Below are 23664 nucleotides of genomic sequence, written 5' to 3'. Positions count from 1 at the left end.
GCCAGTCGGGGGGAACGACGCCGTCGCTCAGGTGAGGGAGACCGCACCCAGCGAGAGCACGAGGACGGCGCCGGCCAGCAGCGGCGGGCCGAACGGGATCGCGGTCCGCCAGCCCGCCCGGCGGGTCGCCAGCAGCACCAGCGAGACGAGCGCGCCGGTCAGCAGCCCGAAGAAGACGCCGGTCATGAGCACGCCCCAGCCGAACCAGCCGAGCACCAGCCCCAGGAGCCCGAGCAGCTTGACGTCGCCGAACCCGAACCCGTCCGGGGACAGCACGGCGGCGACGACGCCCACCGCGAACGAGACCGCGGCGGCGGCGAGCGCCCGCACGAACGCGGCCCAGGTGCCCAGCACGGCGGCGTCCACGAGCAGCGCCGCCGCGCAGACGACGACGGCCGGGTAGGTGACCCGGTCGGGCAGCCGGTGGCAGAGCAGGTCGACCGCGCCCAGGACGACGGCGGCCCCTGCTGCCCAGGCCAGCGCCGCGGTGGCCGGCCGCAGCCCGAGGAGCTCGACGGCCCCGGCCAGCAGACCGGCGAGCAGGGCGGTCATGACCCCCACGCGGGTCGCGGACGGGACGGCGGCCCGGTCGCGGCTCGCCAGGCGCACGGCGACGCGCGCCAGCCACGGCCCCACGGCCACCGCCACCAGCAGGACGACGCCGAGCAGCACCAGCCGGGAGACCTCCACGCGGGTCAGCGGGAGGCGACGGCGGCGTCGAGGGCCGTGCGCATGGCCTCGATGGGCGCGGGCAGGCCGGTCATCAGCTCGACCTGGACCGTCGCCTGCCAGAAGAGCACGTCCAGGCCACCGGCGACCGTGCCACCGAGGTCGGCGACCCGCTCGGCCACGACCGTCGGCCAGGGCGCGTAGAGGACGTCGAGCAGCGTGTGGTCGCCGCGCCACGGCAGCGCCAGGAGCGCGGGCTGCGCCTCGATCGGCACGGTGCTCACGACCAGCGGCGCGTCCAGCGTCGCCTCCGCGAGCGGCGTGACCGAGCGCGGAACCCCGAGCGTGTCCAGGACGCCGAGGACGTCACCGGCCCGCGACGGGTCCCGGACGACCACCTCCACGTGCTCGGCACCGAGGGACGCCAGCGCCACGGCCGCGGCCGCCGCCGTCCCGCCTCCGCCGATCACCACCGCCGCGCCGGCCTGCTCGACCCCCGCCAGCTGCAGGGCCATGCCGATGCCGGTGACGTCGGTGTTCTCCGCCCGCCAGCCCTCCGGCGTCCGGACCAGGGTGTTGGCCGCGTGCAGCAGCCGCGGCAGCGGCTCCACGACGTCGGCGACGTCCACGGCCGCCTGCTTGCACGGCATCGTGACCGAGAACCCGCGCCACTCCTCGCCCAGCCCGGCGAGGAGCACCGGCAGGTCCTCGGCCCCGATGTCCAGGGCGTCGTAGGTCCAGTCGGTGAGCCCGAGCGCCGCGTAGGCCGCCCGGTGCAGGGCCGGGGAGAGCGAGTGGCCCACCGGACGCCCGAGGACCGCCGCTCTCATGCCTGCCCGCTCATCCCTCGGGGTTCTCCCGCAGCCACTGCCGGAACAGCTCCACGTTCGCGTCGTGCTCGGCCTTGGTGGCCGCGAACCGCGTGTCACCGGTGTCCGGGTCGACGACCACGAAGAAGCGCCAGTCGCCCGGGGTCGGGTTGAGCACCGCGCGCAGCGCGTCCTCGCCCGGGTTGTTGATGGCGCCCGGCGGCAGCCCGGGGTGGAGGTAGGTGTTGTACAGCGAGGGGTTGGCCCGGTCCTCCGGCGTGGTCGTGATGCCGCCCTTGCCGTTGGCGTAGTTGACGGTCGTGTCCAGCTGGAGGGCCATGCCGTCGGCGATCCGGTTCTCGAGCACCCGGGCGACCTTGCCCATGTCCTCGACCGAGCCGGCCTCCGCCTGCACCAGGCTGGCCTTGGTGACCACGGCGAGCCGGTCGGCCTCGGCGATGCCGAGCCCGGAGAGCACCTCGGTGCCGCGGGCCACCATCTGGCGCAGCACGTCGGCCGCCGTGGTGTCGGGCTCGATGTCGTAGGTCGCCGGGAAGAGGAAGCCCTCGAGCTTGCCGTTGGCGTACGCCGGCAGGCCGAGCGACACCGTGTCGGCGGCGGCCGCCTGGAACTCCTCGAGGGGGCGCCCCGTCTCCTCGGCGATGCGGGCCAGGGTGCGCTCGACGGTCAGGCCCTCGGGGAGGGTCACGCGGGACAGCAGGCGCGCCGCGGGATCGAGCAGCTGGTCCAGCGCCGCCCGGCCGCTCATCTGGAGCCGCATGGAGTAGACGCCGGGCTGGATGCCCACCGACGCGGCGTTCTCCTCGGCCGCGTCGACGAACGGGCCGACGGAGGCGATGACGTCGGCGTCGACCAGCGTGCGGCCGATGTCGCTGAGCGTGTCGCCGTTCTGGACGCGGATGGAGATCTCGCCGGAGCCCTGGCCGGTGTAGTCCTTGGCCATCGGGTTGACCAGGTCGATCAGCTTCTGGCCGCCCAGCACGATGCCGACCACCAGGCCGCCGAGCACGAGCAGCGACAGGACGACCGCGACCGGGCTGCGGCGCCGGCGGGCGCGGCCGGTCCGGCGGTCGTAGGGCTTGACGGGGATGACCTCGCCGGACTCCTCGTCGTGGACCAGGGAGTCCTCGTCCAGGTCGGACGGGTCGACCCCGGAGTGGGCCTCGTGCCGGCCCGAGCGGCGACGGCGCCCGCGACGTCCGCGGGGCTCGTCCTCCTCGACGTGGGCACCGATGACCTCGAGGCCACCCGTGCGGTCCTCCCAGGACGAGTCGTCCAGGGGGTGCGCGTCGGTCGCCGCGTCGTCGTGCCGGTCGTCGTCCTCGTCGTCGGACGAGTGGGAACCGCCCACGGGGCGTGAAGTCTGCTCCCGATGCGCCGCCGTGTCGAGGGGCGCCCCGGGGAGCAGGGGCTGGGCGACGGTCCGGTCGTCGTCGCCGTCCACGTCCTGGCGGGCGTGCAGCTTGTCCCAGACGCCCGCGGGGCGGGGCGGGAGCGGGGCGGAGGGGTGGGCCGACGGGAGGTCGGCGTCGTCACCCCACCCGCCGCTGTGACGGGCGCTGAGCGGGTGGTCGGGGTGGTCGCTGGAGCCGTAGGACCACCAGTCCGGCTCCACCAGCGGACCGGTCTGGTCGTCGTACCGGTCGAGGACGCGGGGCGCGGGGCGGGCGGAGCCGGTGGCGTCCCGGCCGACCGCCTCGAACCCGCCCGTGACGTACGGGGGGACCTCGTAGCGGGACGGCTCGTAGCGGGGGACGCCGAAGCCGAGGTCGCCGCGGGGCGGGAACGGGCCCTCGGGAGAGGAGTGCCGCCCGCCGGCGTCGGTCACGTGCGGGGCCGCCGGCTGTCGAGGAACTGTTGCAGGATGACCACGGCTGCCGCCTGGTCGATCACCGCTCGCTGCTTGCGGCTGTCGATGCCGCCCTCGCGCAGGTGACTGGCTGCGGTCACGGTGGAGAGCCTTTCGTCGATCAGGATCACCGGCACATCCGGAATGCGGTCGGCTAGTTCCTGAGCGTAATCGGCGGCATCTTGGGCGGACGCGCCCGACGCACCCGACAGGTGCACCGGCTCCCCCACGACCACCTCCGTCACCTCGTGTTCCACGACGAGGGCGGCGAGGCGGTCCAGATCGGCCCCGTCCTTGGCCCGGCGGAGCGTCTCCAGCGGGCTGGCGAGGGTGCCGGTCGGGTCCGACATGGCCAGCCCGACGCGCACCGTGCCGACGTCCACGCCGAGCACGCGGCCGGCCGCCCGCTGCGCCGCGGGGCGGCGCGGGGGCACCTTGAGGTGCTCGGGCCAGCCGCCGGACAGGTCGATCTCGCTGGTCTCGTTCGAGACCGGCGGGAAGCCGCGGCCGAGGTCCAGCTCGGTGGTCGGGTGGTAGACGGGCTGGGCCGGCCGCGGCGGGGACGGGGGCACGGGCGGCAGCGACCGCCGTGGCCCACCGACAGGGCCGGTGTCCTCGGGGTTGTACTCGGTGTCGGACACGTTGGTCACCTTCCCGTGGCGGTCACGACCGCCTGCTCGCCGGCCTGCAGTGCCGCGGGGATACCCGCGGGATCGGTGCCGCCGCCCTGGGCGACGTCCGCCTTGCCCCCGCCGCGACCACCGACCGGTGCGGCGGCTGCCCGGAGCACGTCGTTGGCCGACAGCCCACGCTCGAGGGCCGCCGGGTTCAGCGCGGCCACGAGTGCCACCTTGCCATCGGACTCCGACGCCAGCAGGACCACAGCGGGCCGGTCGGCGAGTCGCCCGCGGATGTCGAGCGCCAGCGTGCGGAGGTCTCCCCCGCCCAGACCGGCCGGCGACCCGGTGACGACGGCGACACCCGCGACGTCCTTCGCGGCGGCGGCCAGCTGCCCGGCCGCGGCGACCGACTGCTGGGCGCGCAGCTCGGCGAGCTCCTTGTCGGCGTCGCGCAGCCGCGTCAGCATCCCCGAGACCCGCTCGGTCAGGCCGTCGGCCGGGGTCTTGAGCAGGTCGGCGAGCTGGCGGACCAGGTCGCGCTCGCGGGCGAGGTAGCGGAACCCCTCCAGCCCGACGGCCGCCTCGACGCGGCGGGCGCCCGAGCCGACCGAGGACTCGCCGGTGAGGGCGAGCGTGCCGATCTGGGCGCTGCCGCGCACGTGCGTGCCACCGCAGAGTTCGCGGGACCACGGGCCGCCGATCTCGACCACGCGCACCTGCTCGCCGTAGGTCTCCCCGAACAGGGCCAGCGCACCGAAGGCCTGGGCCTCGGGCAGCGTCATGTACTGCGCGGTGACCTTGTGGTCGGCGCGGACCGCCGCGTTGGCGACGTCCTCGATGTCGGTGCGCTGCTGCTGGGTGAGCGCGCCCTGCCAGGCGAAGTCCAGCCGCAGGTAGCCCGGCCGGTTGTAGGAGCCGGACTGGAGCGCCTGCGGGCCGAGCACCTGGCGCAGCGCCGCGTGCACGACGTGGGTGCCCGAGTGCGCCTGGCAGGCCGAGAGCCGCCACTCGTAGTCGACCTCGGCGGTCAGCTCCGCGCCGCCGCGCAGCTCGCCCTCGAGCACGCGGACCTGGTGGGCGACCAGGCCCTTGACCGGCCGCTGCACGTCGATCACCTCGGCGCGGCCGCCGTCCCAGGTCAGCGCGCCGGCGTCGGCGATCTGACCGCCGGACTCGGCGTAGAACGGCGTCCGGTCGAGGACGACCCGCACGATCTCGCCGGGGCCGGCCACCTCCGGGCCCTCCTCGTCCCGCACCACGGCGAGCACGCGGGAGTCGGTGCGGAGGGTGTCGTAGGCCTGCCAGTCGGTCGGGCCGTGCTCGGCGAGCAGCTGGCGGTAGGCCAGGACGTCGACCGAGCCGGTGCGCTTGGCGCGCGCGTCGGCACGCGCGCGGTCCCGCTGCTCCTTCATGAGGGCGCGGAAGCCCTCCTCGTCGACGGTCACGCCCTGCTCGGCGGCCATCTCGAGGGTGACGTCGATCGGGAACCCGTACGTGTCGTGCAGGGAGAACGCCTGGTCACCCGACAGCGCCGGCGTCCCCGCCGCCTTGGCCTGCTTCACCGCGGTGTCGAACAGGGTCGTCCCGGCCGACAGCGTGCGGCGGAACGCCTCCTCCTCGGCGTAGGCGACGGCGGAGATCCGGTCGAAGTCGGTGGCCAGCTCCGGGTAGCTGGCGCTCATCGCGTCGCGGGACACGGGGAGGAGCTCGGGCAGCGTGGCCTCGTCGATGCCCAGGAGCTTCATCGAGCGGACGGCGCGGCGCAGCAGCCGGCGCAGGATGTAGCCGCCGCCCTCGTTGCCGGGCGTGACGCCGTCGCCGATGAGCATCAGGCCGCTGCGCACGTGGTCGGCCACCACGCGCAGCCGGACGTCGGCCTCGTGGTCGCGGCCGTACGTGACGCCGGCGAGCTCGGCGGCCCGGCGCAGCACCGGGGCGACCTCGTCGATCTCGTACATGTTGTCGACGCCCTGCAGCAGGTAGGCCACCCGCTCGAGGCCCATGCCGGTGTCGATGTTCTTCTTCGGCAGCTCGCCGAGGACCCGGAAGTCCTCCTTGCTCTTCACCTCGTCGAGCTCGTACTGCATGAAGACGAGGTTCCAGATCTCCAGGAACCGGTCGCCGGCGGTGTCGACCGCCGGGCCGCCGTCGGGGCCGAACTCGGCACCGCGGTCGATGTAGATCTCCGAGCAGGGGCCGCCGGGGCCGGGCGCGCCGGTGTGCCAGTAGTTGTCCTTCTTGCCCAGGCGCTGGATGCGGTCCTTGGGCAGGCCGGCGATGCGGTGCCAGGCGTCGGCGCCCTCGTCGTCGTCCAGGTAGACCGTGGCCCAGATCTTCTCGGGGTCGAAGCCCAGCCCGCCGTCCTCGACCGACCCGGTGATCAGCTCCCAGGCGTACTGGATCGCCCCCTCCTTGAAGTAGTCACCGAAGGAGAAGTTGCCGTTCATCTGGAAGAACGTGCCGTGCCGGGTGGTCTTGCCCACCTCCTCGATGTCGAGGGTGCGGACGCACTTCTGGACGCTGGTGGCGCGCGGGAACGGCGCCGGCTCCCGACCGGTCAGGTACGGGATGAACGGCACCATGCCGGCCACGGTGAACAGCAGCGACGGGTCCGGCGAGACCAGCGAGGCGCTGGGGACGACGGTGTGGTCGCGCTGGGCGAAGTGCTCCAGGAAGCGGCGGCGGATCTCGGCGGTCTGCATCAGGCCCTACTCGGTTCTGGGGGTCCGGCCCGGGCCGGACGTGGGATCAGCTGTCGGCGGCGTGGGCGCCGCGGCGCAGCGCGGCCGCGTCACCGGCGGCGGGCAGCGGCGCGTCGAGGCCGGTGCCGGCGCGCAGCTCCTGCTCGCGCTCGGCCATCGCGGCCCGGACGTCGGCGCCGAAGTCGCCGATGGCCTCGGCGAGCTCGCGCAGGCCTTCGGCGATCGACCCGCCGATGCCCGCCGGGGTCATCTTCTCGGCGGCGCGGGACAGCTTGCGGACGACGAGGGCGCCGATGGTGATGCCCATCGCGAGCCAGAACAGCCGGCGCATCAGGCGGCCCGCCGGGCGGCACGGCGCTCGCGGCGCGCGGCCTTGTCACGGGCGGCGGCGTCGGCGATCGCCTGGCCCTCGCGCTTCTTCCTGGCCGCGCTGCGCACGCCGTAGCTGAACGCGGCGACCTTGATCAGCGGGCTGCCGAGGGTGGCGGCGACGACGCTGGTCAGGGCGGCGACGTTGCTGGAGACGTTCGCGGCGTTGCCGGTGATGTCGTCCACGCGCTCGAGGTTGCTGTTGACGTGGGTGACCGTCGTGCTCGCCTGGGTCAGGATCGGGGCGCTCTGCTCGCGGACCTGCCGGATGGTCAGCGTGGTCTCGTCGAGCGTGCGGCCGAGCTTGAGCAGCGGGACGGCGACCAGCACCACCAGCAGCACCAGGGCGCCGGCTGCGATCAGCCCGGCGATCTCTCCTACGGACACGCGCACTCCTGTTTGTCGGTCTGGGGTCGGTACCGGCTCGTGGAACGGCTTCGGCCCGGCGTGGTCACAGTAGTCGCGCCGTCGTGGGCTCCCGGAGCTGTATCGGCAGCCTCGTCAGCGGGTGCGCCGGACGATCGCCCGCAGCCTGGCCAGCCGCTCGGCCAGCCGCCCCTCGACCCCGCGGGTGGTGGGCCGGTAGTAGTCCTTGCCCACCAGCGCGTCGGGCGGGTACTGCTGCGGCACCACGCCGTCCGGGTGGTTGTGCGGGTAGACGTAGGTCTGCGCGTGCCCGAGCTTCTTGGCACCGGCGTAGTGGCCGTCGCGCAGGCCCGGGGGGACGGGGCCGGCCAGCCCCTTGCGCACGTCGGCCACCGACTCCCCCATGGCGACCGTGACGGCGTTCGACTTCGGCGCCGTCGCCAGGTGCACGACGGCCTGCGCGAGCGGGAAGTGGCCCTCCGGCATGCCGATGAAGGCGACCGCCTCGGCCGCGGCCACGGCGGTGAGCAGGGCGGTGGGGTCGGCCATGCCGATGTCCTCGCTGGCCGAGATGACCAGCCGGCGGGCGATGAACCGGGGGTCCTCCCCCGCCTCGACCATCCGGGCCAGGTAGTGCATGGCGGCGTCGACGTCGCTGCCGCGGATGCTCTTGATCAGCGCGCTGGCGACGTCGTAGTGCTGGTCGCCCTGGCGGTCGTAGCGCACGGCCGCCTGGGCCACCGCGGTCTCGAGGGTGGCGAGGTCGATCTCGGTCGCCCCCACGGCCTGGGCCGCCCCCGCGCCCGACTCCAGCGCTGTGAGCGCCTTGCGCCCGTCCCCGCCGGCGATGCGGACGAGGTGCTCCTCCGCCTCCTCGCTGAGGGTGACGGCCCCGTCGAGGCCGCGGTCGCTGGTGAGCGCGCGGTGCAGCAGCGTCCGCACGTCGTCGTCGGACAGCGGCTGCAGCGCCAGAACCAGGCTCCGGCTCAGGAGGGGGCTGACGACGGAGAAGAACGGGTTCTCCGTCGTCGCGGCGATGAGGCTGACGATCCGGTCCTCCACCGCGGACAGCAGCGAGTCCTGCTGGGTCTTGGAGAAGCGGTGGACCTCGTCGATGAAGAGCACGGTGCGGCGGCCGGAGAAGGTCAGCTCGCGCTTGGCGCTCTGGATGACCGCCCGCACCTCCTTGACCCCGGAGTCGAGGGCGGAGAGCTGCACGAACTGCCGCTTGGTGGCCAGGGATATGACGTGCGCCAGCGTCGTCTTGCCGGTGCCCGGCGGGCCGTAGAGCACCAGCGACATGGGCTCGTCGGACTCGACCAGCCGGCGCAGCGGGGCGCGGGGCCCGAGCAGGTGCTGCTGGCCGACCACCTCGTCGAGCGAGCGCGGGCGCATGCGCACGGCCAGCGGCGCGCCCGGGTCGACGGGCGCCGGCCCGTCGTCGGCGGGCTGGTCGAACAGGCTGCTCACGGTTCCCGACGCTACCCGCGGGGCACGACACCCCTGTGCAGAAGCGACGCATCGGAGACCTGACCGTCAGCGCCATCGGGCTGGGCGCCATGCCCCTGTCCACCAAGTCCCAGCGCCCGTCGCGGGAGGAGGCCGTCGGCGTGGTGCACGCCGCGCTGGACGCCGGCGTGACGCTGGTCGACACCGCCGACGCCTACTCGCTGGACGAGGCGGAGTTCGGGCACAACGAGGAGCTGGTGGCCGAGGCGCTGCGCTCCTACGGGTCCGGCGCCGACGACGTCCTGGTGGCGACGAAGGGCGGGCACACCCGCGAGGGGACCGACTGGGGGCTGGACGGGTCGCCGGCCTACCTCCGCCGGGCGTGCGAGGCCTCGCTGCGCCGGCTCGGGGTCGACGCGATCGGGCTGTACCAGTACCACCGGCCGGACCCCGCGACGCCGTGGGAGGACTCGATGGGTGCGCTCAGGGCGCTGGTCGACGACGGCCTCGCGCGCATGGTGGGGGTGTCGAACGCCGACATCGCGCAGATCGACGTCGCCCGCTCCGTCATCGGCGACGCGTTCGTGAGCGTGCAGAACCAGTTCTCGCCCGGCTGGCGGTTCTCGGCGGACGAGCTGGCGCACTGCGCGGCGCACGGGATCGCGTTCATCCCGTGGAGCCCGTTCGGTGGGGTGTCGGCCGCCGGGTCCCTCGACGCGACCGCACCCGCCTTCGCGGAGGTGGCCGACGAGCTCGGCGTCTCGGTCTACCAGGTGACGCTGGCCTGGCACCTGGCGCAGGCCGAGGTCGTCATCCCGATCCCGGGAGCGTCGCGAGCGTCGTCCATCCAGGACAGCGCAGCGGCGGCGGACCTGCAGCTGACCCAGGAACAGCTCACCCGGCTGGCTGCGGGCTGACGGCGCGGTCGCGGCGTCGGCGCGCGAGCACCAGGGCCACCGCCACGGCCAGCACGACGGCGACCACCCAGGGGAGCACCGGGCGGTGAGCCGGCAGAGCCGACTGGCCGAAGACCTGCCACGTCGCGGCCAGCGCGTCCGGCAGCGAACCCGGTAGCCCGCCGCCGGGCCGCACGTACACCTCGAGGTAACCGGCCGCGGTCAGGACGGGGGCGACGAACCAGGCCGGCAGGACCACCAACGGCCACCAGGCGGCCCGCGCCGGCGGCTGCAGGCCCACGGTCACCAGGGCGACCGCCAGCACGGCCGCGCCCGCCCAGGAGGTCGCCGTCGTCCATCCGGGCCCGAAGAGGAACGTCTCCCTCGTCGCGAGGGCGGCGGCGCTCACGAGAGCCAGGAGCCAGCTGGGCACGAGCGCCGAGAGCACGCCGAGCGCGACCCCGAGGCCGGGCCGGCCGAACGCCGGGCACGCGCCGAGGAACCACCCGACGAGGGCGGCGAGCACGGTGGCGGCGGACAGCCCAGCGACGACCCGCGGATCCCCGTCGAACCCGTCGCCGCCGACGGTCCTGGACGCCAGCAGGACGACGACGACGAGCGCGAGCGCCACGCCACCCAGGGCGAACGCCGCGGCCGTCCACCGGCGGCCGGGAGGCGCGACGAGGCAGAGCAGCCCGGCGGCCACCCCCCCGGTCAGCGCCCCGAACGCCAGGGTGCCCAGCGGCGCACCGGCGGACGGGACGCCGGCGCCGGGGGCGCTCCACCCGGGCATCAGCGCGTTCTCGACGATCCACGGGAGGAAGCCGACGAGCCACCAGGTGAGCGCGGCCACCGGGACGAGCCCCCACAGCGGGAACCGGCGCGGTGCGCGGGTCTCGGTGGACGTCGGCGGAACGCTCTGGTCCAGCATGCGGGCAGTGTGCCGCGCCGACCCGTCACCATCACCGCGCCCGCCCACGCGACACGCAGACGGGGACGGCCGGCGGTCAGCGGCCGAGGACGTCCTTCAGCGCAGCGAGCACGAGGGCGACCTTGTCCGGCGCCGCGTTGGGGCCCATGAGCCCGATCCGCCACACGGTCGCGGCGTAGGCGCCCACTCCCCCGCCGATCTCCAGGTCGTAGCGCTCGAGCAGCTCCTTGCGCACCGCGGCGCTGTCGACGCCCTCGGGCACCCGCACCGTGGTCAGCTCCGGCAGGCGGTGCCCCTCGGCCGCGAACAGCTGCAGGCCCAGCTCCTGCAGGCCCTCGTGCAGCAGCCGGCCGGCCTCCGCGTGCCGGGCGTGCACCGCGTCGAGGCCCTCGTCGAGGATCCGGCCGAGCCCCGCGTGCAGCGAGACGACCATGCCGGTGGGAGCGGTGTGGTGGTAGGTCCGGCCCGAGCCCGCCGCCTCGCCGGCGTAGCCGCCGAGCAGGCCGAGGTCGAGGTACCAGCTCTGCGGCTTCTCGATCCGCCGCTCCCAGGCCCGGTCGCTGATGGTGAAGGGCGCGAGCCCAGGGGCCACCCCCAGGCACTTCTGCGAACCGGAGTAGGCGAGGTCGACGCCCCAGTCGTCCAGGCGCACGGGGATGCCGCCCAGCGAGGTCACGCAGTCGGCGAGCAGCAGCGCGTCGCCCTTGCCGGCGGCCAGCGGCTCGAGGTCCGAGCGCACGCCGGTCGAGGTCTCGGCGTGGACGGCGGCGACGAGCTTCGGCGACGGGTGCGCGGCCAGCACCCGCTCGGCGTCCACCGGCTGCCCCCACTCGTGCTCGACGGCGACGACCTCGGCGCCGCAGCGCGAGGCGACCTCGACCATCCGCTGGCCGAAGAGCCCGTTGACGGCGACCACGACGACGTCGCCGGGGCCAACCGTGTTGACGAAGGCCGCCTCCATGCCCGCCGACCCGGTGGCCGAGAGCGGCAGCGTGCGCCGGTTCGCCGTCCCGAAGACCTGTCGCAGCCGCTCGGAGGTCTCGTCGAGGATGCCGAGGAAGACCGGGTCGAGGTGTCCCAGCAGCGGCTGGGCCAGGGCGACCTGCGCCTCCGGGTAGGGGTTCGACGGGCCGGGTCCGAGCAGGGTGCGGGCGCGCAGCGGCATGGGCGCGACGCTACCTGCGCGCCGCGCCGTCAGCCGACCACGGCCCGGATCCCGTGAGCGCGCCCAGCCAGGCCCCGCCCACCGTCGCCAGCACCAGCGCGAGCGCGACGAGGAGCGGGCCGGGCTGCGATCCGGAGGGTTGCACGGCCAGGACCTCGACCCCGACGACGGCGAGCCAGGTGGCGGTCGTGGTCGTGGCCGCCAGGCCGGCCGTCCGCTGGGCCGAGGTCAGCCGCAGGACCGCGACGGCGAGGCACACCGCCGCGAGGAGCAGGCCGGCGACCGGCAGGTACAGCCACCAGCCGAAGTCGACGCTCACCGGGGGCGCCAGGACCCAGCCGACGCCGGCGGCCACGGTCACCGCCGCACCCAGGGCGGCGGTCCGGTCGCGGCGCACCGCGACCCGGGTGCGGAGACCGGTCCCGCGCAGGGCGGCCACCACCCCGACGGTGAGCACGCCTGCGGCGACGAGGACCAGCCACCAGGCCGGACCGAGGGCGTAGCTGACGTCCGGATCGGTGGTGACCAGGGCGGACATGACGAGCTGATCGACCAGGCCGAGGACGACGCCGCCCGCCAGCCCGACCGCCAGCGCCGGGGCGGTGCCCGCACCCGCGGGCAGGAGCAGGAGCACGAGCGCGGCCACGAGCGGCAGCAGCGCCTGCACGACCCACCCCAGCGTGGACCACCCCAGGTCCACGGCGTGGTAGCCGTTGGTGGGTTCGAAGACGAGGAAGCGCGACACGGTGAGCAGGGCCCCGGCGACGATCAGGGCGGCCGGCAGGAGCGGCCCGCGGGGGGCCGGGGACGGCGCGGACGGGGGCTGTCGCTCCTGCGCCGCCGGTCGCTCCCGTGTGGTGTCCGGGGGGACGGACGGCGCCGGATCGGTGGCCGGCGCGGGTGCGGGTCGGGCAGCCGGCGGGATGCTCGCGGCGGAGCGCGAGCCGCCGTCGCGGAGCTCGGCCAGCTGCTGGGCCGCGGCCGTCGAGACCGAGCGGCTGTCGTCGGCGGCCAGGCCCGCGAGCCGCTCCTCGACCGCGGTCCGGACCGACGCGTTGCCGGTGCGGTGCAGGTGCACCAGCCCCTCGACGGCGCCGAACCGCTGCGCGGCGATCGGGCTCTCGATCGCGTACCGGAGGTGCGCCGGCAGCGACCAGTGCACGTTGCGCGCGATCACGATCCGCCCGTCGACGTCCTCCTGCTTCTTCGGGCGCATCTGCGGCATCTCGGCGACCACCCGCTCGCGCACGTAGCTGTAGAGCTCGTCGAGCGCGATGTCGCCGTCCTCGTCCAGGTCCGCGGCCCCGGTGCGGATCGCGTCGACGAGGTGCCGGGTGAAGACCGAGGACGGCGCCGAACCGGTCAACGCGTCACCCTCGAAGGCGTACTGCGTGGCGTCGGAGGCGGTGAGCACCGCTCGGCCCTTCCCCTGGAACCGCTCGAGGGTCTGCACGCCCTCGTCCGCCTTCGCCGTCCGACCCGCCGGGAACGCACCGCTGTAGCAGCAGTCCAGGACGAGGACCTTGCGCCGTGACGTGCAGGCGTCCATCGCGTCGTCGAGCTGGGCCGCCGAGATGGCGGTGAACAGCAGCGCGTCACGCCGCGTGTTGGTCATCGCCAGGTGCAGCCGGCCCTCGTCGTCCTTGAGCCCGTGCCCGGAGAAGTACAGCAGCGCCAGGTCGTCGCGGCGGCAGCCGGAGTAGAAGTCGGCTATCGCCTCGCCGACCACGTGGTGCGGCTGGTTGACCAGGGTCGTGACGTCGAAGCCCGCGATCTCCTCGTCGGCCAGGACCGCAGCGAGGGACTCGGCGTCGTGCTGCGGCGCCGTCAGCCGGCGGAGCCCGGTATCGGCGTACTCGTACGTCGCGACGACGAGCGCCCTGCGTCCGGCGGCCACGACGTCATCCCGGCTGGTGGCGGCGGACGAAGGTGGCGACGAGCTCGTCCCGCTCGGCCTGCGTCGCACCGTCGAGCTCGAGGGTGTCCCCGTCGATGGTCACCTTGACCGTGTGCCCGGCGCTCCGGCGGGAGAGCCAGTCCCTGATGGTGGCCAGCACGGTCACGAAGACCCCGCCGCCGGCGCTCATGGTCACGAGCAGTTCGGGCAGGGCCGCCGCCACGCCCTTGGCGCCGTCGGGCGGTGGAGCCCCCCGGCCCTGCACCACCTCGTCGACGTCGAGGGCGCGCAGCTCGTTGCGCAGCTGAAGACCGAGGCGCTCCCGGTCCTCCGGGTCCGTGTCCGGATCCGGCTCGAGCACCACTGTCAGCTCCACGGCCGGATGGTCCGCCGCCGCGCGAGCACCGGCAAGAGCCCGGTGCGCCCCCGGACGAGGGCCCGGGACACTGGTGGCGACCGCACGGAGGAGCGCACCGATGCCGACCGACCCACCCGGCCCGCTGCGCCGGGACCAGGCCCTGGCGATGTGGCGCGAGTACGCGGCCACCTCCGGTGTCGCACCCGGTGAGCAGCCCGCCGTCGAGCGCTTCGGCGACAGCGCCGGGCTCGCCGACGAACTGCTCGGCCTGGTCCTCGCCGGCACGAAGCGGGCCACCGCCGGGCTGGTGGCCGACTTCGCCGCCGACGGCGAACCGCTCCCCCGCATCGGCGGGCACTGGATCGCCTGCGACGGCACCGGCGTCCCGCGCTGCGTCCTGCGGTCGACCGAGCTGCGCCTGGGTCCCCTCGCCAGCGTCGACGACGCCTTCGCGTGGGACGAGGGCGAGGGGGACCGCACCCGCGCGAGCTGGCTCGAGGGGCACGAACGCTACTTCCGCCGGACGCAGGCCGCACGCGGCGAGGAGTGGTCCGACGACCTGGAGGTCGTGTTCGAGCGATTCCGCGTGGTGTGGCCGGCCGACGTCGCCGACTGAGCTGACCTCGTTGTCGTACCCGCGTGCGACCGTCCGCGCATGACGACTCCAGGAGCCGACGGGTTCGACTTCGTGTTCGGCCGGTGGCACGTGCACAACCGGAAGCTGCGCGACAACACCGACCCCGCGTGCGACGAGTGGGTGGAGTTCGACGCGACCAGCGAGGCGTTCCCCGTGCTGGACGGCCTCGGGCACGTCGACCGGATCACCGTGCCCGATCCGCCCGACGGTCCGCCGTTCGAGGGCATGACGCTCCGGCTGTTCGACCCCGCCACCGGCACCTGGTCGATCCACTGGAGCTCGACCCGGGTGCCCGGGCGGCTCGACCCGCCCGTGGTCGGCCGGTTCGACGGGGCCGTCGGCACCTTCGAGGGCGAGGACGTGCTGGCCGGCCGGCCGGTGCGGCTGCGCTTCGAGTGGCGCGTCGGCACCGACCGGCCCAGCTGGCACCAGTCGTTCTCCTGGGACGGCGGGGCCACCTGGCGGGAGAACTGGACGATGACCCTCAGCCGCGAGGGGTGAGCGTCAGTGCGCCGGGTTCGTGGGCCCGGGAGCCCCGGGCTCGCCCGGCAGCGCCGGCTCCTCCGGCTTCGCGTCGATGCCAGCCTCCTTGCGCTGCGCCTCCGTGATCGGGGTCGGTGCGCCCGTCAGCGGGTCGTAGCCGGCGCCGGTCTTCGGGAAGGCGATGACCTCGCGGATCGACTCGACGCCTGAGAGCAGCGCCGAGAGCCGGTCCCACCCCAAGGCGGCACCGGCGTGCGGCGGCGGACCGTACGCGAACGCCTCGAGGAAGAAGCCGAACCGCTCGCGGGCCTCCTCGCGCGACATGCCGAGCGTCTCGAACACCCGCTCCTGCAGGCCGGCGTCGTGGATACGCACCGACCCGCTCATCACCTCGTTGCCGTTGATGACCATGTCGTAGGCGTCGGACAGCGCCGCGCCCTTGTCCTCGGCGAAGTTCTCCCGCCACTCGGGCGTGGGCGAGGTGAAGGGGTGGTGCATGAAGGTCCAGGAGCCGTCCTCGGTCTCCTCGAACATCGGGAAGTCGACGACGAACAGGAACGACCAGGAACCGGGCTCGATGAGCTCCAGCCGCTTGGCGATCTCGTTGCGCGCGGCGCCGAGCAGCTCCTGCGACGACCGCCGCTGACCGGCGGCGAAGAAGACGCAGTCACCAGGCTTCGCGCCGACGGCCTCGACCAGCCCCGCCCGCTCGGCCTCGGAGATGTTCTTGGCGACCGGCCCGCCCAGCTCGCCGTCCTCGCCGATGGTCACGTACGCGAGGCCGCGGGCACCGCGCGACTTCGCCCAGTCCTGCCACGCGTCGAACGCCCGCCGCGGCTGCGAGCCGCCGCCGGGCATGACGACCGCCCCGACGTAGGGCGCCTGGAACACGCGGAACGGCGTGTCGGCGAAGTAGGAGGTCAGCTCGGTCAGCTCGACCCCGAAGCGCAGGTCGGGCTTGTCGGAGCCGAACCGGTCCATCGCCTCGCGGTAGGTCATCCGCGGGATCTCCGGGACGTCGTAGGACGCCAGCTCCCGCCACAGCGCCCGGACGACGTCCTCGGCGATCGCCAGGACGTCGTCGCGCTCGACGAAGCTCATCTCGAAGTCCAGCTGGGTGAACTCCGGCTGCCGGTCGGCGCGGAAGTCCTCGTCCCGGAAGCAGCGCGCGATCTGGTAGTAGCGCTCGAGGCCGCCGATCATCAGGAGCTGCTTGAACAGCTGCGGCGACTGCGGCAGGGCGTACCACTTGCCCGGCTGCAACCGGACCGGGACGACGAAGTCCCGGGCGCCCTCGGGGGTCGAGCGGGTGAGGTTGGGCGTCTCCACCTCGGCGAAGCCGTGCCGGTGCATGACCTCGCGGGCGATCCGGCTGATCTCCGAGCGGATCCGGAGGGCCCGCGCCGGTCCCTGCCGGCGCAGGTCGAGGTAGCGGTAGGTGTAGCGGACGTCGTCCGAGGCGGCCTGGTCGGTCTCGATCGGGAACGGCAGCGGCGCCGACGCCGACAGCACCTCCAGCGAGGTGGTCGCGACCTCGATCTCACCGGTCGGCAGCTCCGGGTTCTCGTTGCCCTCGGGGCGGCGGCGCACCTCACCGGTCACGAGCACGCAGTACTCGTTGCGCAGGTGGTGGGCCTCCTCCTCGCGGACGACCACCTGGACGTAGCCGGAGGCGTCGCGCAGGTCGAGGAAGACCACCCCGCCGTGGTCGCGGCGGCGGGCGACCCAGCCGGCGAGGGTGACGGTGGTGCCGGCGTCGGACGCGCGCAGCGTTCCGGCGTCGTGGGTGCGAAGCACAGCGAGTGCCTTTCGGGTCAGGGTTACCAGCGGTCGTGCACGTGGGCGCGGATGCGCTCGTCGTACACCCGCTCGAGGTCGGAGAGCTGGGAGTCGGACAGGGGCGCGAGCGACGCGGCGGCGACGTTCCCGCGCACCTGCGTGACGTTGCGGGCGCCGGGGATGACGGTGGTGACGCCGGGCTGGTCGATGACCCAGCGCAGCGCGAAGGCGGCGGTCGGGACGGCGTCGCCGGCGATCTCGGCGACCTCGCGGGCGGCGGCGACGCCGACCTCGAAGGGCACACCCGAGAAGGTCTCGCCCACGTCGAAGGCCTCGCCGTGCCGGTTGTAGTTCCGGTGGTCGTCGGCCGGGAACCGCGTCGACTCGTCGTACTTGCCGGTCAGCAGCCCGCTGGCCAGCGGCACCCGCGCGAGGATCCCGACGCCGGCCTTCGCGGCCGCGGGCAGCAGCTCCTCCAGCGGCTTGCGCCGGAACACGTTGAGGATCACCTGGATCGTGGCCACGCCCGGGTGCTCCAGGGCGGTCAGCCCCTCGGCGACGGTCTCCACCGAGACGCCGTACGCGGCGATCGCGCCGTCCTCGACGAACGAGTCGAGCGCGTCGTACACCCGCTGGTCGGAGTAGACGGCCGTGGGCGGGCAATGCAGCTGCACCAGGTCGAGGGTGTCGACGCCGAGGTTGCGCCGGGACCTGTCGATCCACGCGCGCAGGTTCTCCGGCGTGTACTGCTCGGCGGTGAACGGGTCCGCGCGGCGGCCGGCCTTGGTGGCCACGAAGGGCCGGTCGGACCGGGCGGCCAGCGACCGGCGGATGCGCTCCTCGGACCGGCCGTCGCCGTACACGTCGGCGGTGTCGAGCAGCGTGACGCCGGCATCGAGCGCGGCGTCGAGGACCTCGGCGGCCGCGTCGTCGTCGACGTCCCCCCAGTCACCCCCGAGCTGCCACGTGCCCAGCCCGATCACGCTGACGTCCGCCCCGGTCCGCCCCAGCGGCCGCTGTTCCATCGAAGAAGTCACTCCCCCACGCTTTCACGAAGGCGGTCGAACAGCTCGGCCACCGGTACCGCGTGCTGCTCCCCCGACCGCATGTCCTTGAGCTGGCCCACACCCGCGGCAAGGTCCCGATCGCCGATGACGACGACGTGCGAGGCGCCGGACCGGTCCGCGGCCTTCATCGCGCCCTTGAGGCCGCGGTCGCCGTACACGGTGTCGGCGGCGATCCCCGCCTCCCGCAGCTGCCCGACCAGCCGGACGGCGAGCCGCTTGGCCTCCGCCCCGAGGGGGACGACGAACGCCTGCACGCCGGCCGTCGCGCCGATGTCGAGCCCCTCGGCCTGGACGGCCAGCAGGGTGCGGTCCACGCCCACGGCGTAGCCGATGCCGGAGACGTCCGGGCCGCCGAGCGCGGCCGACAGGCCGTCGTAGCGACCGCCGCCACCGATCGCCGACTGCGCGCCGAGCCCGTTGTGCACGAACTCGAACGTCGTCTTCGTGTAGTAGTCCAGCCCGCGCACCAGCCGCGGCGCCTCGGTCCAGGTCACCCCGAGGTCGGTCAGGTGCTGGCGGACGGCGTCGTAGTGCGCCTTGGTCGCGTCCGACAGGTGGTCGACCATCAGCGGCGCCTCGTCGAGCTGCGCCTGCACCTCGGGCCGCTTGTCGTCGAGCACCCGCAGCGGGTTGATCTCCGCGCGCCGGCGGGTCTCCTCGTCCAGGTCGAGCTTCGCCAGGTACTCGACCAGGAGCTCGCGGTACTGCGGCCGGCAGGTGCTGTCCCCCAGCGAGGTGAGCAGCAGCTCGAAGTCGCGCAGCCCCAGGTCGCGGAACCCCTGGACGCCCAGCGCCACCACCTCGGCGTCCAGCGCCGGGTCGTCGACGCCGAGCGCCTCCATGTCCACCTGCGTGAAGTGGCGGTAGCGGCCGGCCTGCGGGCGCTCGTAGCGGAACGCCGAGCCGACCGTCCAGAGCTTCACCGGCAGCGCGCCGTCGTGCAGCCGGTGCTCGATGAAGGCCCGCATGAGCCCGGCGGTGAGCTCCGGCCGCAGGGTGAGCGAGCGGCCCCCGCGGTCCTCGAAGGTGTACATCTCCTTCGTCACCACGTCGGTGGACTCGCCGACCCCGCGGGAGAAGACGGCGGTCTCCTCGAACACCGGCGTCTCGACGTAGCCGTAGCCGGCCCGGCGCAGCGGCGCGGTGAGCGTCTCCCGGACGGCGAGGAACCGCGCCGACTCCGGCGGCAGGGTGTCGAAGGTGCCCTTGGGGGCGGTCAGGCCGCTCACAGCCCGCGGCCCTTCGGCGCGGCCCCGGCTCCGGCGGCGGCCTCGGCCAGGTACGGGTTGGTGGCGCGTTCCCGGCCGATCGTCGTCGCCGGGCCGTGGCCGGGCAGCACCACCGTCTCGTCGTCCAGCGGGAGGACGACGTCGCGCAGCGACCGCAGCATCGCGTCCCACGACCCGCCGGGCAGGTCGACCCGGCCGACGGACCCGGCGAAGAGGACGTCGCCGGCCAGCAGGCCGGGCGCCTCCCCGAGGTCGACGGAGAACACGACCGAGCCCTGGGTGTGCCCGGGGGCGTGCCGGACGGTGAGCTCCACGCCGGCCAGCGAGAGGACGGCGCCGTCGTCGAGCGGCCGCACCTCCGAGGGGTCGGGCAACCGGACGCCGGTGATCAGCGGGGCCAGCTGCGGACCGTGCCAGCGCGCGGGATCGGCGAGCATGCCGTTGTCGGCCGGGTGCAGGTACGCCGGGATGTCGTAGCCGTCGCACACCGGCAGCACGGAGAACGTGTGGTCCAGGTGGCCGTGGGTCAGGACGACCGCCACGGGCTTGAGGCCGTCCTCGGCGAGCATCCGGGCCAGGGGCTCGACGGCGTCCATGCCGGGGTCGACGACGACGCACTCCTGCCCGGGCCCGGAGGCCACGGCGTAGCAGTTGGTGCCGAACGCGCCGGCGGGGAAGGAGCGGATGAGCACCCGTGCAGGTTACGCGGGAGACCATCCCGCCCCGGGCGCCGCCGGGGAACGCCCAGCTTCGCCCCCTAGACTCGCCGCCGAGCAGCGGGCGTCGGGTCCACGCCGACCGCGTCCGCCCTGCACCAGCACCCGCCCGAGGAGTACTGCACCGTGCCCACGAACAAGCAGCGGCGCCAGGCCGCCCAGCGCCACCTGCAGCGCCAGCTCGAGCGCCGCGCCGAGCAGGCGAAGAAGCGCCGCCGGAACCTGGGCATCCTCGCCAGCGCGATCGCGGTGCTCGTGGTGGTCGGCGCGGCCCTGCTCATCACCGGCGTCTTCAGGGGCGACGACACCGAGGCCGCCGGGGACCCGACAACCTCCTCCGAGCTGCCGACCAGCGCCGCGGCGCCGTCGACCAACGCCGACGGCACCGTGAGCTGCACCTACGCCGCCGACACGTCGGGCAACACCAACCTCACCGACGTCGGCACGCCGCCCACCCCGGAGGCGACGCCGGCCACCGGCACCAGCACGCTGCTGATGAGCACCGACCAGGGCGACCTGACGCTGACCCTCGACAAGGCGAAGGCCCCCTGCGCGGCGGCCAGCTTCACCTACCTGGCCCAGCAGGCGTTCTTCGACGGGAGCACCTGCCACCGGCTGGTCGTGCAGCCCAGCTTCGGCGTCCTCCAGTGCGGTGACCCGACCGGCACCGGCTCGGGCGGCCCGAGCTACAAGTACGCGGAGGAGGTCACCCCGGAGACCACCTACCCGCGCGGCACGATCGCCATGGCCAAGACCCAGGCGCCGGGCACGACCGGCAGCCAGTTCTTCCTCTGCTTCGTCGACACGGCCCTGCCGCCGGAGTACACGGTCGTCGGCACCGTCGACGAGGCCGGCCTGGCCGTCCTGGACACCGTCGCGGCCGGCGGCATCAAGGACGTCGGCCCCGAGGGCGACGGCGCGCCCGCGATCCCGGTGAACATCTCGTCCCTGTCCGTCGTCGGCTGACCCGGGGTTTCCCGGGACGGCGATCGGCGCATCCCGTCCGCGACGGGTGCACGACGCACCCTCGCGGACGGGAGGACGGACGACATGAGCCAGCCGCAGGGCGAGGAGCGGGACGAGGCCGTCGAGCGGGGCGGCATGGAGGAGGAGAGCGGCGCGCCGCTCACCGAGACCGAGGTCGAGACCTCGAAGAAGCCCGAGGACCGCGACAGCGACGTGTGAGCCACGGCGTCACCGCCTGCTGCGTCAGGCGGTGACGCGCTCCACGTCGAAGACGCCCTCGACGTTCCGCACGGTCTGCAGCACGGCGCCCAGGTGCGCGGGGTCGGCCAGCTCGAAGGTGAAGCGGCTGATCGCGACCCGGTCCCGGCTGGTCTGCACCGAGGCCGACAGGATGTTGACCCGCTCGTCGGCCAGGGCCTTGGTGACGTCGGAGAGCAGGCGGTGCCGGTCGAGCGCCTCCACCTGGATGGCGACCAGGAAGACCGAACCCGGCTGCGAGGCCCACTCGACCTCGACCAGCCGCTCGGGCTTTCGCTGCAGGTCCGCGGCGTTGGTGCAGTCGGTGCGGTGCACGCTGACCCCACCGCCACGGGTGACGAAGCCCAGGATGTCGTCGCCCGGCACCGGGGTGCAGCACTTGGCGAGCTTGGCCCACACGTCGCTCATCCCGTGGACGACGACACCCGGGTCGCCGCTCGCGCTGCGGCGCGGCACCCGGCGGGTCGGGATGGCGGTCTCGGCGATGTCCTCGACCGCGCCCTCGCTGCCACCCAGCGCGGTGATGAGCTTCTCCACCACCGAGGCGGCGGAGATCTGGTTCTCCCCCACCGCGGCGTACAGCGCGGTGACGTCGGCGTAGCGCAGGTCCTTCGCCAGCGTCGACAGCGCCTCGCCTCCGAGCAGCCGCTGCAGCGGCAGGCCGGCCTTGCGCATGGCGCGGGTGAGCGCCTCCTTGCCCGCCTCGACGGCGTCCTCGCGGCGCTCCTTGGTGAACCACTGCCGGATCTTGGTGCGCGCCCGGGAGGAGCCGACGAACGACAGCCAGTCCTGGGACGGGCCGGCGGTGGGCGACTTGGAGGTGAACACCTCGACGACGTCGCCGTTGGAGAGCTTGCTGTCCAGGGAGACCAGCGAGCCGTTCACGCGGGCGCCGATGGTCCGGTGGCCGACCTCGGTGTGCACCGCGTAGGCGAAGTCGACCGGCGTGGAGTCCCCGGGCAGGCTGATCACGTCGCCCTTCGGCGTGAAGACGAAGACCTCCTGCGGGCCGAGGTCGTAGCGCAGCGTCTCGAGGAACTCGCCGGGCTCCTGCGCCTCCCGCTGCCAGTCCAGCAGCTGCCGCAGCCAGAGCATGTCGTCGGGTGAGCCGACCTTGGGCGGCGCGCCGAACTCGCCCGCGCTCGGCTTGCCGCCGGCCCGCGCGCTCTCCTTGTACTTCCAGTGCGCGGCGATGCCGTAATCGGCGGTGCGGTGCATGTCGTGCGTGCGGATCTGCAGCTCGACGGGCTTGCCGTGCGGGCCGATCACGGTCGTGTGCAGCGACTGGTACATGTTGAACTTCGGCATCGCGACGAAGTCCTTGAAGCGCCCGGGCAGGGGCTGCCAGTGGGCGTGCATGATGCCCAGCGCGGCGTAGCAGTCGCGCACCGAGTCGACCAGGATCCGGATGCCGACGAGGTCCCAGATGTCGGTGAAGTCCCGGCCGCGGACGATCATCTTCTGGTAGATCGAGTAGTAGTGCTTCGGCCGGCCGGTGACGACCGCCTCGATCTTCGCGGCCTTGAGCTGCTCCTGGACCTGCGAGGTGACCTCGGCCAGGTAGGTGTCCCGGGAGGGCGCGCGCTCGGCGACCAGGCGCACGATCTCGTCGTAGCGCTTGGGGTAGAGCGTCGCGAACGCGAGGTCCTCGAGCTCCCACTTGATCGTGTTCATGCCCAGCCGGTGCGCCAGCGGGGCCAGGATCTCCAGCGTCTCCCGCGCCTTCTTCTCCTGCTTCTCCGGCGGGAGGAAGCGCAGCGTGCGCATGTTGTGCAGCCGGTCGGCCAGCTTGATGACCAGCACCCGGGGGTCGCGGGCCATCGCGACGATCATCTTGCGGATGGTCTCGGCCTGGGCGGCGTCGCCCAGCTTCACCTTGTCGATCTTGGTGACGCCGTCGACGAGGTGGGTGACCTCCGAGCCGAAGTCGGCGGTGATCGACTCGAGGGTGACCCCGGTGTCCTCGACGGTGTCGTGCAGCAGCGCCGCCACCAGCGTCGTGGTGTCCATGCCCAGCCCGGCGAGGATGGTCGCGACGGCCAGCGGGTGGGTGATGTAGGGGTCGCCGCTCTTGCGCTTCTGGCTGGCGTGCGCCGCCTCGGCGACGTCGTAGGCCCGCTGCAGGAGCGCCAGGTCGGCCTTGGGGTGGCTCTGCCGGTGCAGGGCGGCCAGCGGCTCGAGCACCGGGCGCACGACCGGCGTGCGCGGGCTGGCCATGATGCGGCGCGTCAGCCGGTCCCGGACGCGCCGGCGAGGAGTGCCGTCCGGCTCGCCGGGCTCGGAGCCGACGTCGTCGGGACGGCGGACGGCCGGCCGGTCGGGCAGCGGCGCGCGCTGCGGCGCACCGGCGGCCGGCGGCGCGGCGCCCTCGGTGGAGGGCTCACCCGGCCGCGCGGGAGCCGCGTCTGCGGCTACGTCCGAGGCCACG

Annotated in this window: 22 protein-coding genes; 5 read left to right on the top strand and 17 right to left on the bottom strand. The window is 74.1% G+C overall.

Annotated elements, in window-relative coordinates; all coding sequences use genetic code 11:
• Window positions 1-27 precede the first annotated feature (27 nt).
• The 8 genes from ACI78T_RS12210 to ACI78T_RS12175 all read right to left on the bottom strand — a co-directional run bounded on the left by ACI78T_RS12210 (window position 28) and on the right by ACI78T_RS12175 (window position 8875).
• Window positions 28-690 carry a prepilin peptidase gene (locus ACI78T_RS12210; protein WP_456558364.1) on the bottom strand — a complete coding sequence of 221 codons (663 nt, stop codon included), beginning with the start codon at window positions 688-690 and terminating at the stop codon, window positions 28-30.
• Window positions 691-695: 5 nt separating this feature from the next.
• On the bottom strand, window positions 696-1499 hold the full coding sequence (locus ACI78T_RS12205; protein WP_456558363.1) for a shikimate dehydrogenase: 804 nt from the start codon (window positions 1497-1499) through the stop codon (window positions 696-698).
• Window positions 1500-1509: 10 nt separating this feature from the next.
• Window positions 1510-3327, bottom strand: a complete 1818-nt coding sequence (gene mltG, locus ACI78T_RS12200; RefSeq protein ID WP_456558362.1) for an endolytic transglycosylase MltG — start codon at window positions 3325-3327, stop codon at window positions 1510-1512.
• Entirely contained in the window at window positions 3324-3989 is a 666-nt protein-coding gene (gene ruvX / locus ACI78T_RS12195; protein ID WP_456558361.1) for a Holliday junction resolvase RuvX, read from the bottom strand. The genes mltG and ruvX overlap by 4 nt, the downstream gene beginning before the upstream one ends.
• A 5-nt stretch (window positions 3990-3994) precedes the next feature.
• Entirely contained in the window at window positions 3995-6670 is a 2676-nt protein-coding gene (gene alaS / locus ACI78T_RS12190; protein WP_456558360.1) for an alanine--tRNA ligase, read from the bottom strand.
• A gap of 46 nt (window positions 6671-6716) precedes the next feature.
• Window positions 6717-7001, bottom strand: a complete 285-nt coding sequence (locus tag ACI78T_RS12185) for a hypothetical protein (protein ID WP_456558359.1) — start codon at window positions 6999-7001, stop codon at window positions 6717-6719.
• Complete coding sequence (locus tag ACI78T_RS12180) at window positions 7001-7426, bottom strand: DUF948 domain-containing protein (RefSeq protein ID WP_456558358.1); 426 nt, start codon at window positions 7424-7426, stop codon at window positions 7001-7003. The genes ACI78T_RS12185 and ACI78T_RS12180 overlap by 1 nt, the downstream gene beginning before the upstream one ends.
• Window positions 7427-7540: 114 nt before the next feature.
• Window positions 7541-8875: a replication-associated recombination protein A gene (locus ACI78T_RS12175; protein WP_456558357.1), complete on the bottom strand. Its 1335-nt coding sequence runs from the start codon at window positions 8873-8875 to the stop codon at window positions 7541-7543.
• Between the two features lie 35 nt (window positions 8876-8910).
• Here ACI78T_RS12175 and ACI78T_RS12170 point away from each other — a divergent pair, with 35 nt between their 5' ends.
• Complete coding sequence (locus tag ACI78T_RS12170) at window positions 8911-9771, top strand: aldo/keto reductase (RefSeq protein WP_456558356.1); 861 nt, start codon at window positions 8911-8913, stop codon at window positions 9769-9771.
• On the opposite strand, the gene ACI78T_RS12165 is transcribed toward ACI78T_RS12170, so the two are convergent.
• The 4 genes from ACI78T_RS12165 to ACI78T_RS12150 all read right to left on the bottom strand — a co-directional run bounded on the left by ACI78T_RS12165 (window position 9749) and on the right by ACI78T_RS12150 (window position 14119).
• Window positions 9749-10681 carry a hypothetical protein gene (locus ACI78T_RS12165; protein WP_456558355.1) on the bottom strand — a complete coding sequence of 311 codons (933 nt, stop codon included), beginning with the start codon at window positions 10679-10681 and terminating at the stop codon, window positions 9749-9751. The genes ACI78T_RS12170 and ACI78T_RS12165 overlap by 23 nt on opposite strands.
• A gap of 76 nt (window positions 10682-10757) precedes the next feature.
• Window positions 10758-11846 carry a pyridoxal-phosphate-dependent aminotransferase family protein gene (locus ACI78T_RS12160; RefSeq protein ID WP_456558354.1) on the bottom strand — a complete coding sequence of 363 codons (1089 nt, stop codon included), beginning with the start codon at window positions 11844-11846 and terminating at the stop codon, window positions 10758-10760.
• A gap of 10 nt (window positions 11847-11856) precedes the next feature.
• The gene (locus ACI78T_RS12155) at window positions 11857-13743 is read right to left on the bottom strand and encodes a caspase, EACC1-associated type (RefSeq protein WP_456558353.1); all 1887 of its coding nucleotides are present in this window, start codon (window positions 13741-13743) and stop codon (window positions 11857-11859) included.
• A 4-nt stretch (window positions 13744-13747) separates the two neighbouring features.
• Complete coding sequence (locus ACI78T_RS12150) at window positions 13748-14119, bottom strand: effector-associated constant component EACC1 (RefSeq protein ID WP_456558352.1); 372 nt, start codon at window positions 14117-14119, stop codon at window positions 13748-13750.
• Between the two features lie 100 nt (window positions 14120-14219).
• Between ACI78T_RS12150 and ACI78T_RS12145 the strand changes: the two genes are divergently transcribed.
• Both ACI78T_RS12145 and ACI78T_RS12140 read left to right on the top strand, forming a co-directional pair.
• Complete coding sequence (locus ACI78T_RS12145; protein WP_456558351.1) at window positions 14220-14717, top strand: ASCH domain-containing protein; 498 nt, start codon at window positions 14220-14222, stop codon at window positions 14715-14717.
• A gap of 39 nt (window positions 14718-14756) precedes the next feature.
• Window positions 14757-15239, top strand: a complete 483-nt coding sequence (locus ACI78T_RS12140) for a hypothetical protein (RefSeq protein ID WP_456558350.1) — start codon at window positions 14757-14759, stop codon at window positions 15237-15239.
• 3 nt (window positions 15240-15242) lie between these two features.
• Here ACI78T_RS12140 and aspS read toward each other — a convergent pair whose 3' ends face one another.
• Genes aspS through ACI78T_RS12120 form a run of 4 tightly spaced genes read right to left on the bottom strand, consistent with a single transcriptional unit; the run spans window position 15243 to window position 19988 of the window.
• The gene (gene aspS / locus ACI78T_RS12135; protein WP_456558349.1) at window positions 15243-17018 is read right to left on the bottom strand and encodes an aspartate--tRNA ligase; all 1776 of its coding nucleotides are present in this window, start codon (window positions 17016-17018) and stop codon (window positions 15243-15245) included.
• 23 nt (window positions 17019-17041) lie between these two features.
• Complete coding sequence (locus tag ACI78T_RS12130; RefSeq protein WP_456558348.1) at window positions 17042-18025, bottom strand: aldo/keto reductase; 984 nt, start codon at window positions 18023-18025, stop codon at window positions 17042-17044.
• An 8-nt stretch (window positions 18026-18033) separates the two neighbouring features.
• Window positions 18034-19296, bottom strand: a complete 1263-nt coding sequence (hisS, locus tag ACI78T_RS12125) for a histidine--tRNA ligase (protein WP_456558347.1) — start codon at window positions 19294-19296, stop codon at window positions 18034-18036.
• The gene (locus tag ACI78T_RS12120) at window positions 19293-19988 is read right to left on the bottom strand and encodes an MBL fold metallo-hydrolase (protein WP_456558346.1); all 696 of its coding nucleotides are present in this window, start codon (window positions 19986-19988) and stop codon (window positions 19293-19295) included. The genes hisS and ACI78T_RS12120 overlap by 4 nt, the downstream gene beginning before the upstream one ends.
• A gap of 150 nt (window positions 19989-20138) precedes the next feature.
• On the opposite strand from ACI78T_RS12120, the gene ACI78T_RS12115 reads away from it, so the two are divergent.
• Together ACI78T_RS12115 and ACI78T_RS12110 are read left to right on the top strand one after the other, a co-directional pair.
• The gene (locus tag ACI78T_RS12115; protein WP_456558345.1) at window positions 20139-20978 is read left to right on the top strand and encodes a peptidylprolyl isomerase; all 840 of its coding nucleotides are present in this window, start codon (window positions 20139-20141) and stop codon (window positions 20976-20978) included.
• A gap of 84 nt (window positions 20979-21062) precedes the next feature.
• Window positions 21063-21197, top strand: a complete 135-nt coding sequence (locus tag ACI78T_RS12110) for a hypothetical protein (protein WP_456558344.1) — start codon at window positions 21063-21065, stop codon at window positions 21195-21197.
• A 24-nt stretch (window positions 21198-21221) separates the two neighbouring features.
• Here ACI78T_RS12110 and ACI78T_RS12105 read toward each other — a convergent pair whose 3' ends face one another.
• The gene (locus ACI78T_RS12105; RefSeq protein ID WP_456558343.1) at window positions 21222-23663 is read right to left on the bottom strand and encodes a RelA/SpoT family protein; all 2442 of its coding nucleotides are present in this window, start codon (window positions 23661-23663) and stop codon (window positions 21222-21224) included.
• Between the last annotated feature and the right edge of the window lies 1 nt (window position 23664).

This window comes from Blastococcus sp. SYSU D00922, assembly GCF_054050495.1.
This window is presented reverse-complemented; position numbering and strand designations above follow the sequence as displayed.